The 11,741-nt window shown below is 60.5% G+C and carries 9 protein-coding genes; 7 read left to right on the top strand and 2 right to left on the bottom strand.

Annotated features, from left to right (window positions below):
- Positions 1-79 precede the first annotated feature (79 nt).
- Genes CIT25_RS21475 through CIT25_RS21455 form a run of 5 tightly spaced genes read left to right on the top strand, consistent with a single transcriptional unit; the run spans position 80 to position 5,574 of the window.
- Positions 80-1,369, top strand: a complete 1,290-nt coding sequence (locus tag CIT25_RS21475) for a glycoside hydrolase 5 family protein (protein WP_245329930.1) — start codon at positions 80-82, stop codon at positions 1,367-1,369.
- Positions 1,366-1,890 carry a glycosyltransferase family 2 protein gene (locus CIT25_RS21470; protein ID WP_095486493.1) on the top strand — a complete coding sequence of 175 codons (525 nt, stop codon included), beginning with the start codon at positions 1,366-1,368 and terminating at the stop codon, positions 1,888-1,890. Before CIT25_RS21475 ends, CIT25_RS21470 begins: the two co-directional genes overlap by 4 nt.
- Entirely contained in the window at positions 1,891-3,084 is a 1,194-nt protein-coding gene (locus CIT25_RS21465) for a glycosyltransferase family 2 protein (RefSeq protein WP_206072975.1), read from the top strand. It abuts the gene before it with no gap.
- Positions 3,069-4,685, top strand: a complete 1,617-nt coding sequence (locus CIT25_RS21460; RefSeq protein WP_095486492.1) for a GMC family oxidoreductase — start codon at positions 3,069-3,071, stop codon at positions 4,683-4,685. The genes CIT25_RS21465 and CIT25_RS21460 overlap by 16 nt, the downstream gene beginning before the upstream one ends.
- Before the next feature lie 7 nt (positions 4,686-4,692).
- Positions 4,693-5,574, top strand: coding sequence for an NAD-dependent epimerase/dehydratase family protein (locus CIT25_RS21455; protein ID WP_095486491.1), 882 nt, complete (start codon positions 4,693-4,695; stop codon positions 5,572-5,574).
- A 413-nt stretch (positions 5,575-5,987) separates the two neighbouring features.
- Here CIT25_RS21455 and CIT25_RS21450 read toward each other — a convergent pair whose 3' ends face one another.
- Positions 5,988-6,704: a class I SAM-dependent methyltransferase gene (locus CIT25_RS21450; protein ID WP_245329929.1), complete on the bottom strand. Its 717-nt coding sequence runs from the start codon at positions 6,702-6,704 to the stop codon at positions 5,988-5,990.
- Positions 6,705-8,162: 1,458 nt separating this feature from the next.
- Between CIT25_RS21450 and CIT25_RS21440 the strand changes: the two genes are divergently transcribed.
- Together CIT25_RS21440 and CIT25_RS21435 are read left to right on the top strand one after the other, a co-directional pair.
- The gene (locus CIT25_RS21440) at positions 8,163-9,737 is read left to right on the top strand and encodes a family 16 glycosylhydrolase (RefSeq protein WP_095486488.1); all 1,575 of its coding nucleotides are present in this window, start codon (positions 8,163-8,165) and stop codon (positions 9,735-9,737) included.
- Positions 9,738-10,088: 351 nt separating this feature from the next.
- Positions 10,089-10,415 (top strand): hypothetical protein, encoded by a 327-nt coding sequence (locus tag CIT25_RS21435; RefSeq protein WP_127204106.1) that lies wholly within the window; start codon positions 10,089-10,091, stop codon positions 10,413-10,415.
- A gap of 225 nt (positions 10,416-10,640) precedes the next feature.
- On the opposite strand, the gene CIT25_RS21430 is transcribed toward CIT25_RS21435, so the two are convergent.
- A complete protein-coding gene (locus CIT25_RS21430; RefSeq protein WP_095486486.1) occupies positions 10,641-11,471 on the bottom strand; it encodes a universal stress protein in 831 nt (276 codons plus the stop codon).
- Between the last annotated feature and the right edge of the window lie 270 nt (positions 11,472-11,741).

Here is an 11,741-nt window from a genome sequence, read left to right as displayed (position 1 = left end):
CGCCCGGGCTGTGCGAGGTCAGAGGAGGTAATCCTTCGGGGCTGTTGCACTCGGCGCCCGGCGAGAGCCACATGCCCGGGTGATTGTCGGCTGGCAACGAGTGAAAAATAGGCTGCGCAACGCCGGACTGCGGGTGCTGGTGTGCGCGTTGCTGTCCGTTCCGGCAGTCGTGAGCGCCGCGGATGATCCGTCGGCAACGTCCTTCATCAAGACTTCCGGAACGAACTTCACCTTGGACGGCAGGCCGTTCTTCGTGACCGGCGTAAACAACCACTATCTGACCTACGGGTCGCCGGATGAGGTCACCCGCGTTCTCGATGACGCGGTGGCGATGGGCGCCAATGTGGTCCGCACCTTCCTCCAGCCGGTGATCGGGTCGCTCGACGGAAGCAAGCCTACGATCTGGGATTGGCGGCTTGAAGGCGAAGCCAGCAATCTCGCGGTCAAGGGCACGTACCTGCTCTACTGGGACCCGAGCCAAAACAGGATGGCGGTCAATGACGGCGCCGACGGCATGCAGAAGGTTGATTTCCTCATCGCCGAGGCCGGCAAGCGACGCCTGAGGCTGATCATCGCCGTCCTGGATTTCTGGGCCTTCACAGGCGGCGCCCAGCAGATGCGGGCCTGGTATGGGAGCCGGGACGCCCCAGGCGTGCAGAGCCAGTACAACACCGACCTCAGCAAAGAGAAGTCGGAGTTTTTCTTCCAGGATCCGCGCACGAAGCGCGACTACAGGACCTGGGTCAGCCACGTCGTGCAGCGAGTCAACCCGCTCACCGGGCTCGCCTACCGGGATGATCCGACCATCATGGCCTGGGAGCTAATGAACGAAGGCAATGCGCAGCCGGAGGCCTTACGATTGGCTTGGACCACCGAAATGACGGCCTACGTGAAGTCGCTCGATCCCAACCATCTCGTCACCTCAGGGCACGCTAACGTCGAGTCGAAGCTATCGGATCTGACGATCCCGACTCTCGATTTCGGGACCTGGCACGGCTACCCGCTCTACTACAAGCTCACCGTCCAGCAGTTCGACAGCTTGATCACCGAGTTCTGCCGGTTGGCAGTTCGCGCCGGAAAGCCGGTGCTTCTGGAGGAGTTCGGCTATGCCCGCTCCAATCAGAACTTTGCCCAGGCTTACGCGATGTGGCTCGACACGCTGACGCGCGAGCGCAACTGCGCCGGCTGGATGGTGTGGCGGCTGGTGTCGCGGCAGGACAGCGGACGCTATCCCGTCGACGAATATGACAAGTTCGATATTCACAACGACGGAGGTCCGCTCTGGAGCATCCTCAAAGCCGCCACGGCTCGGGCGACGCAGACACGCGAAACCAGCCCGGCCTCAGAAACCAGCCGGCAGTTGCCATGACCGAAGCCTCCGTCGTGATCTGCGCCGACACACTCGATCGCTGGGACGATTTGAACGCGGCCATCGCGTCGGTGCGCCGCCAGACCTGCCCGGCCCGCGAGATCATCCTCGTCGTCGACAACGATGAGGCGCTCTTGGAGCGCGCCCGGCGCGGGATCGAGGGTGTCGTCGTCACACCTAATACCAACGTGCGTGGACTGTGCGGCGGTCGCACGACGGGAGCCGGATTGGCGTCCGCGCCGGTCATGGCGTTTCTCGATGACGATGCGATCGCCGATGAGCGCTGGCTGGACGAGTTGCTGATGCCCTACGCCGACCCGCGCGTGCTTGGCGTCGGCGGCCGCCTCGAGCCTCTGTGGCGCAAACCTCGGCCCTCGTGGTTTCTTTATGCTGAGAACCGGCTTCCGGGTAAGCCGAATCCAGCGCGTGGAAGTCTGGCTTTTCAAAAACCAAGACCATCGCACCGTCTATCGAAGAGCTTGGGGGCAGACATTGGCAGCTCAAGTCGGGAGAATTCCTAGATGCGTATTCTGATGCTTGCGCAATCCTGTACGCCGATTGGCGTTGGCCAGCGGGGCCACGTCCGGAACCTAAGTATCGGTCTCGCCCGCCGCGGTAATGACGTTGCCGTTGCCACAACCGGTCAGCCTGGATCGAAAACCGGGCAGACCGAGGATGGCGTCACCAGCGAACGCCAGCAGGTCCCGCGCCCCCCCACGATCTCGGTGATTATCTGTGCCTACACCGAGGACAGATGGGAGCTGATGCTTCAGTCGGTGGCCTCGGTTCAGGAGCAGACCTTGCAACCCTGTGAGATCATCGTTTGCATCGACCATAATGAGACCCTGTTCCACCGTTGTGCCGCGTACTGGGCTCACTTCGCCGCATCCACCCCTCCGATACGGGTGATCCAGAACAAGTACGACGGGCACCTGGGGTCGGCCCGAAACACGGCAGCCGAGATAGCTGCCGGAGACATTCTGGCGTTCTTGGATGACGATGCAGCGGCCGACAAGGACTGGCTCGGGATTCTCACCGACCCGTATCAGGATGAGCGCATCGGGGCCGTCGGCGGTCGTCCCATACCGGTTTTCAAGGCTGGCCGCCCGGCCTGGTTCCCTGTGCAGTTCGACTGGGTGTTCGGATGCGCTTATGACGGCCTTCCGACCAGCCGAGGCCCTTTGGCTCACCTCATAGGAGCCAACATGTCGGTGCGGCGGACCCTCCTCGAGCAGGTGGGAGGGTTCCACTCCGACAATCACGACGACATGGACATGTGCCACCGCGTGGCGCATATCAAGGGCAGTGAGGCGGTCATCTACGAACCGGCGGCGACCGTCCGCCACTTTGTACCCGCCTCACGGCCGACTTGGAAGTACTTCTGGCGCCGCTGCTTCTTCGTCAACAAGGGGAAGGTCGAGGCCTTTGCCCAGATGGGCGACGCCGCCACACTGGGTGCAGAGGCCCGCTTCGTCTGGTACGCGCTGACCAAGGGCGTACCGCGGGGGATTTCGCAAGCGGCCAAGGGTGACGCCCACGGGCTGGCCCGGTCCGCGGCGATAATCGCTGGCGTGGGGCTGGCCGCGGCAGGCCACGTCGCCGGCCGGATCGAGTTGGCGCGGCGATTGCGCCGGCAGGGCCAACAGGCAACCAAGCAGATGCTGGACACAGCCGCGCAGCCGGTGGGCGAGGGAAGTAAATGCCGTCTTCGATAATCATTGGTTCGGGTCCAGCTGCAGCCGCCGCCGTGTTGGCGCTGTCCGAGAAGCCAGACGAGAAGATAACCGTGTTCGATCCGGGCACCGTGCTGGACGCGGAGACGCAGGAGGTAATCTCCAGGCTGTCCAAGCTGCGTGTCGACGACTGGGATGAGGAGGACGTCCGCCGGGTCAGCCTGCAACCCAAGCAGGTCCAGTCCGATTCGCTGCCAGAAAAAAGAAGCTACGGATCCGATTTCCCGTTTGTCAACAAGGGCCAGCTCGACGGCGTGCACTGCGAGGGTAGAGTCAACTCAGCTGTCATCTCAAGCGCCTACGGGGGGTTTAGCAATGTCTGGGGGGCCCAGATCATGCCCTTCAGCGCCGCCACGTTCAGAAGATGGCCGTTCGACTTCTCGGACATGGAAGAGCACTACAGGACGATCCTGGGTCACATTCCTTTCGCTGGAGAGTCCGACGATCTCGAGGAGTGGTTCCCGCTCATCGGATCCCCGGACCCGCTTCCGCCCCTGGCACCGCGGACGCAGATGGTCCTGGCCAATTACGACCGGCACCGCGATCGTGTGCGCTCCACGGGAATAACCATAGGCCGCGCCCGGCTCGCCTTCTCAGCGCCCGAATGCCAGCCCTGCGGCCTATGCATGACTGGGTGCCCGCAGTCGCTGATCTTTTCGGCCTCGCACAGCTTCGATCGCTTCAGGCGCAGCGGGAGGATCGACTACCGCAGCGGGCTGCTCGCGGTGCGAGTCGACCAGGAGGGCGACACGGCCGTCGTACACGCCCGGGAGCTGTCCAGCGGCCGGATCCAGCGATTCACAGCCGACCGGGTCTTCGTGGGCTGCGGGCCAATCGGGACCACCCGGCTGATCCTGGGCTCGCTCGGATCGGACCAGCCGGTACATCTTTCGGAATCGGCTCAGTTCGTTCTTCCAATGATGTCCATGAAGCCGACCCCCGACCCACGTACAAGGCGCGAGTTCACACTCAACCAGTTCAACATGGTCATCGGCGAGGACGACGAGGGCTTCGATGTCTCACAAATTCACTTCTATCCGTTCAACCAGGCATACTACGATGCGCTGCCCGGCTTCCTCCAACATCCCGCCGCCGCCTTCGCGACGGATCGGCTCCTGAGCCGGTTGACGGTAGGCCTGGGCTACTTGCCGTCCTGGGCATCACCCAAGGTCCGGGTCACCGCCCAGATGTCCGCAGCTCCTGATGAGCTACCCCAGATCACCCTCACTTCGGAGGGCTTCAGCGAGGCCAAGGTCAAGGGCAAAGACGTGCCTCCGATGCTGCCTGACGTAATAAAGCGGATCCGCAGGGCGGCACCTTACCTTGATTTGTGGCCAGTCACACCGCAGATGTTGTGGTCGGGCGGGGCCAAGAGCTACCACTTTGGCGGCAGCTTTCCCCACGCCAGTGAGCGGAATACTGGGAGGGCGACGACAGACCGCCTCGGGCGGCTGGCGCGCTGGGACCGGATCCATCTTATCGACGGGTCGGTTTTCCCAAATGTTCCAGCTACTACCTTTACCCTGACTGTGATGGCCAATTCTCATCGCATCGCCTGCGAAGCGATGGAGCTGACGGGGTGAGGGTTTAATGCGGGTCGGTATCACCGGAGCCAACGGATATGTCGGGACTATCCTGCGTGCCGCCTTCGCCGAAGAAGGGCATGAGGTCATCGCGTTCGCCCGTTCGAACCGGGTGACCTCCGAATCTGCTGCCGCAATGGTCGGCATCGCCGAGTGGCGCCCATACGAGATCAAGCGCCCGCCATCGGGGGCCGCATTCAGCGACCTAGATGTGCTCATCCACGGTGCATGGGACCTGACTCTCGTCAGCGCCGGCGATGTGTGGGGTGTCAATGTGTCCGGCTCGCAGCAGCTCCTCCGCAATGCCGCCGACGCAGGGGTTCGCCGGGTTATTTTTATCTCCTCGATGTCCGCCTATAAGGGAACCCGACAGTTGTACGGCCAGGCGAAGCTGGCCTGCGAGCGCACCGGCAGCAGTCTGGGAGGTGTCTCCACCCGCCTCGGACTGGTGTACGGCCCCGGTTGGGGCGGGATGGCGGGCGCGCTCCGCAAGCTCACCAACCTGCCGGTCACACCTCTCATCGGGGCGCGCTCCCATCAGTTCACTGTGCATGAGGCGGACCTGGCAGCCGCCATGGTGCGTATTGCCGAGTCGGACATGCCCCTGCCGGAACCGGTAGGGCTGGCCAACCCCGAACCGGTGCCGTTCCGACGGCTCATGAAAGAGATCGCCGCGTCACAAGGCAGAACACTGCGCGCCGTCCCAGTGCCCTGGCAGCTTGTCAGTGGCGTCCTCAAGGCAGCTGAGGCCCTGCGTGTCCCCCTCCCCTTCCGATCCGACTCCATCCTTGGGCTCGTGCACCCGGCGGCAGAGGTTCCCGGTGTAGAGCGGCTCAAGCAACTCGGAATCGAGTTTCGGAGCTTCTCGCTGGACGGCGATCAACGTTGAAAGTATGCGAGATCCGCCCGGCCTTGCGGGTGACCGTAGCAGTTTGACGTTTTCCGGGGACCACTGTCAACTTTGCCTTCGTGAGCCTCCACGCACACAAAAGGTCAGTTCGCGCTGGACGAGTTTGAGTACCAGCCGAGACTACAAATTGCCACGTCGCTTCATGCTGAAGTATCAGCGCAAGAGGTCGTATGGGCATCTGCGCAAGCACCGTGGCGAGGTTCCGCGAATAGCGAATTCATGCGGTCGGCGCGATCGCAAGGAGCAAGCCGACCCGATCTCGGGAACACCCGACATTGCTGAAGATCGCCGGCGTCGAGCAAAATACGATACTGCAGCGTCTCGCCCTCGAGTCTCGCCATCTCCCTTGCTGCCACCACTTGGAGTCGGTTGTTCTGACGCCTAACACCACCTCAGCTAGTGAGGACCATCAGTGAGGCGCCGCCGAGTAAGCGCACCGACAGATCCTCTCCGGCAATAGTCCGGACAATGCGCCGTGCGGCGTTACCGAGGATGGCTGTCGTGGTTCGCCATTCGGGATGGATCAGCAGGATATCTTCCGTCCTAGTGTACTGTGCGTCAATAATCTTAAAGCCTGTGTCGCGCAGAGTCGCTAGAGCTGTTGCCTGATCAAAGTAATGCAGGTGACCGACCTCCTTGCGTTGCTTAAGGTGCTGACCGCGCAGAAGGCCGACAATACTGATATCGAGAGGAATATGAAACGCATAGTATTTTGAACGTCCTCTGAGCCTCCGAAGAAAGCCCATATAGTCATCTATGTGCTCGAAAACATCGATGCACAAAAGAAGATCGTAATTTTCGTTGGTTTGCAGGAAGTCGCCGCAGTGAAATCTTAGGTTTTTTCTTTCTCGCTGCTTCGCCAAATTTATAGCATAGGGAGCGATGTCGTAGCCGGTAGCCACTGAGTCACGGAAGATATCGTGTTGAAGAAGGGCATTCAGAACGCCTCCCGTCCCGCAACCTGTGTCGACGATTTTCTGGCAACTGATTTTGTTGGCGCGCACGATCTTGGCGATGTTCGCGGCCTTAACACCGCCATCTTCGTCATGCCAAGTCGGATTGGCAGCAGCATAGTCTTTTCCGGTATAGAGATCGTTACTTGAAATCATCTCTGCCCACATCAGTGCGCTTGAGTTGCCTCTTCGAATACTTCGACCTAACAATAGCTTTGTTGCTTTGAATGAAAACAACCAGCGATCGAAATCTCTGCATGGCCCCAATGCCAGTTCCAGAAGGGGAATCCTAAGTCGCTCCAGTTGATCGAATTTCACATTTTGAGAATGAACGGATCTTAGGACGGCATTGAGGTCGCTCCAGAGTTCTAGAGTTCCTCCCTTGCCCGGGCTGCACGTTAGGGACCGCGCACCTCAGAAAGTGGGCGCAACCGGATAAAAACAAAACAAATGTAACGACACCCTCGATCCAGTCAAGCCGCCGGCTGCGAAGCTTCCGGGGGAGGCACCCTCAAGCACGCGGCCCATCTGAGGTAGCTCATAAGAAAGAACCAAACTCTTCACTCCACAGCGACGCTGCCGGTAGAATGTTGTCGCCGATCAGGGACAAGCGATGCCGCATTATCGCTGTGCGTCCTGAACGAAAACGGCCAATTCTGGGTGCGTCAATCTAGCCTGCATTGGGCTGCGCTCGATAACGGTGCCAGGTTCCATCTTCGATCATTGAAAGCGGATGATGCGGGACATCGCCGCCCCGTGCCGCCGGCGACGTCGCTCAGCAACACGTGTAGAGACTGGAGCGTAGTCAACGCCGCAACGGCGGACCTCGGCCAAGCGCATCTGCCGCGCAAACGGCACGGTCGAACATCGGGATCGGCAGCTCCAGCCATAGCTCCGACGGCTCGTCCGCCACGCAGCATCGCAAGACATCCCGGCCGTCCTTCTCGACGATCTCATATGCGAACGACCCGCTCGAACCACTGGCGCCCAAACCAGCGCAACATTTCAGCCGACGGACACGGTTTTTCGTAGGACGTCCGGAAGGCTGTTTCGGTGCGGCCGTTCGACACACCCCTACATTAGAAGGTGTTAATAAGTTTTCGCCCAGCCTCATTCTCGCCGCATATGGCAGGTTGGGTTACGTACATCGTCCTCGAGTGATCAACTCACGTAGATACAAGACGGTGCGTGAGTAAGCCAGAAAGCGGAAATACCAGCGCTTGACTTAGGGGTGTGGGCGTAATGAAAACAAAAAACAGGCACGACTAAGGATTCTACTGTGATTATACTAAAATGCAAGCCCGGCGATACTTCTGCCGGAACAGCTGCGCTCGACTTTTGTCCGGCTACGGCTCGATCCGTTGACCCCCTTGCGCCCGTCTGCAGCGACACCGTTTATGGTTTCGAGGACGAGGGCCTGATGAGCATTCCCGTCGACAAAACTCACCTTCTATGGCGAGTTCAACGTTAAGTTCGCTCGACAATAATGTCTGGGCGAGGACTTCCAAATCTCCGCTACTTTGAAATCCGTTCGCGGTGCCGAACTGCGAGCATGCGATATGTCGTGCGCCTTGGCGATGCGCGGCTGTTTTCAACGCCACAGAGGATCACTGAATGACTCTTTCCGCACCCGCAGGCTTTGCCTCTAGCGATCTCGTCTTCGAGGAAACCTTCTCCGGTACGGCGCTCGACAGCGACTGGAATACCTACATCACCAGCAATGCCGCCAACGGCTGGCCATGGAATAGCAATGGATCAGGAGGAAGCAACGCAGGCTCGCAGTATTATGCCGACTACGATGTGCCGAGCCAAGTGTCCGTGACCAACGGGCAGTTGGATCTCACGGCGATCAAGCAGCCCATCAGCGGCATAAATCAGGGGACGACACAGACATACCCGGTCACGTCCGGCGCGGTCAGCAGCTACGGCAACTTCGAATTCAATGGCGGCTATCTTCAGATCAGCATGAAGGCGCCGAGCGGCGATGGCGCATGGCCGGCCCTCTGGATGTTGCCCGGCGAAGGCGCCGGCAGCAGCGGCGACAATTTCGAGATCGATATACAGGAGGGTGGATTTACCGGTTCGGGGCCGGCAGACCAGATGTTCTCCTGGCACCTCCACTCGCCGTCAGGGTGGGTCGGCAACAGCATCGATACCGGCACCGACCTCACGGCCGGCTTCCACACGTATGGGATCAACTGGGTGCCCGGTGAATCGATCACCTGGTATCTCGATGGGCACCAGATGGCGCAAGTGACCAGCGCACAGGCCCCGATCCCGGATGAACCGATGGAATTGATCATGAATAATGGGGTCGCGAATTCGAACGCGGCCGGATGGCATACGACTCTCGATAGCTCGACCCCTTCGTCGATGCAGATGCAGATCGACGAGGTGCAGCTCTATCAAAAGGCAGGTAGCGGCGACACTGTAACGGGCGCGAACGTCACTCCCCCGACCACTGGCTCGACCGAGACTGGGACTGGGACCGGGACTGGGACCGAGACTGGGTCTGGGACTGTCCCTCCTTCCGGCGGCACCGGCGATGGCACCTTGTACGGCACCAGCGGCGCCGATGTACTTCAGGGAACTGGTGCCGACACGATGACAGGCTACCTCGGCAACGACGAATACTATGTCGACAACGCGGGCGACAAGGTGGTCGAGGCCTCTGGCCAAGGTCAAGACAGGGTGTGGGCCTCTGTGAGCTATGCGCTCTCAGCCGGCTCGTCGGTTGAAGTCCTTGGCACCACGAGGGACGCCGGCACCACGGCAATCAACCTGACCGGCAACGAGTTGGCCCAAACCATCCAGGGCAATGCCGGCGCCAACGTCATCAACGGCGGCGGCGGTGCCGATAAGTTGAGCGGCTTTGGCGGCAACGATGCGTTCGTTTTCAAAACCGCTCTTGGAGCCGGCAATATTGATAGGGTCACCGACTTCAACAAGTCCCAGGACAAAGTCCACCTCGACGACGCGATTTTTGCCGGGCTTAAGTTGGGAGGGCTTTCATCGGACGCTTTCTTTACCGGCAAGGCCGCGCATGATAGCTCTGACCACATCATCTACAACAGTTCGACTGGGGCGCTCTCGTTCGACAGCGACGGGATCGGCGGCGCAGCTCAAACACAGTTCGCCACCCTTTCTCCAGCTCTGTCGCTTACGGCAGGCGCATTCTTTGTGACCTGAAGGACCTACACGGGGAAACAACATCCCGCGAGGGTTCGCCGTGGCCAAACAAGGACTGGATAAGCAACACCTCAAAGCCATGATCCCGAACCGTAGGTCAGGGTAGCAAAAAGCGGGAGCCCGGTCTTCGGAGGAGATCATGCTCAAATAAAAGAGATGGAGTTCCATCCCGATGCAGGGATGGAACAGGCTCTAGTTGTGAGCTTTCTGTAGGTTGTCCATTCGGACCGAACCGAGGAGACTGGAGTTACCAAGCTTCAGCACTCACCGGACGGTCCGAATGAACATCCACAAGAATGCCCCTCTGACGTATGGTGTGTCGAAGCGAGCTGGCCTGCCGCGGCTGGGCGCGTGCTGGTCGATGGCGTCGATCCGGCGTCACCCCGCACATCTTCCGCCACACGGCCGCGACCCCGGCTGATGCAGCAAGGCTCGGACCCTTGGGCGGCCGCCGGCTTCCTCGGCATGACCGTCGAGATGCTGATCCAGACCTATAGCCACCATCACCCCGACTTCCAGGCGGATGCCGCCGAAGCGATCGTCTCCAAGGCGCGCTCGCGAAATCTACCGAAAAACGTCGTCCGAATGCCCGGGGCACAGAAGGCGAACGCTCCCGTCACTCCTCACATCCCCACAGATAAGCCGGAAACAAAGGTGAACAGGAGCCGCCGGCCGTGATGAGGAATGCCGGAAATCCGGGCTTTTGCTGGCCGACACGCTCGTTCGGGACGATGGGGTCGCAGGTTCAAATCCTGCCACTCCGACCAGAAAAAACAAATACTTAGCGTTTTCCCGAGATTCGCTCGCCACTGGCCGGCGGACTGACCAATGTTCCGCAGCTGGCGTGACGGATTCTTCCCGCGGCGGATCGCGTCGGCCCAACCGTCTTCAGTCCTTAAATTGCTAATGCGCCATAAGGATCGGCATCGGCGGATCTTCAAGCATCGAGATGGTGACGCCGCCGAAGATGCGCTCGCGCAACCGGGAATGACCATAGGCGCCCATCACCATCAGGTCGGCGGCGATGTCGGCCGCGTGCCGGCGAAGCACGTCGACGACTGAATGGTTCAAGCTGGGCAGCCGGTCGACCGTGACATTCACGCCGTGCCGCGCGAGATAGGCAGCGGCGTCGGCTCCGGGTTCCGCTCCATGGTCGTCCTCCACCGGATCGACCATGACGAGGTGCACCTCATCGGCGCCTGCCAGCATGTCGAGGGATTCGCGGACGGCACGCGATGATTCCAGACGGGCGTCCCAGGCGACCAGCACGCGTTTCGGCTTCAGTGTCGGCCGCGATCCCTGGGGGATGAGCAGCAAAGGCTTTCCCGACGAAAACAATGCGCCTTCGATCGTTTTGCTCTTCAGCGTTTCGTTGGCAAGCAACTCCGGTCCAAAAACCGTGATGTCGGCATAGCGGGCACGACGGCCGATGGTGTCGTCGGCCCAGCCGGCTTCCGGATATTCGCTGGAGACATCGGCCAAAGGCGCCCTGCCGGCGAGAAAAGCCGATACGGCAGTAGCTCGCTTCTTCAACAGATTCTCGTCGGACTGACGCGCCTCGAGCCAGGCTTCTGAAACCACCGCGGCATACTCTCCGACTGGTGGCGGCGCAGCAATGGCAACGACGAGAACAGCAAGATGCGCGCCGATTTCGTTGCACAGGTCGGCGGCGAGTTTGAGATCGTTGTCTCCCGTGTTCGGCCCGGTAACGGTAAGTATCGTCCTGAAAGCCATGGCGGCTGCTCCCGATTTTGCGTCAAAGTCCAATCGTCGTAATAGCGAGACAGCTCGGTGCGTTCCTTGCGCTGAGTGAAGAACGTCGCCGCGCATCATTCGATCCTTATTAACGCGCCCACGTGTGCCGGAACATGCGATCGGCGCCGGGAGAAGTCGCACTAGGGAACGCATCCGTGACTTGGCTGGTTATACCCAGACGCTGCGGCAGTAAGGGCCCGATGGCGCGGAATTTCAGCGAACACGCTCGTCGGATTCCAAAGGTTCGAT

Origin of the sequence: Mesorhizobium mediterraneum, assembly GCF_002284565.1 — a bacterium.
In the GTDB taxonomy this organism is placed as follows: domain Bacteria; phylum Pseudomonadota; class Alphaproteobacteria; order Rhizobiales; family Rhizobiaceae; genus Mesorhizobium; species Mesorhizobium mediterraneum.
This window is presented reverse-complemented; position numbering and strand designations above follow the sequence as displayed.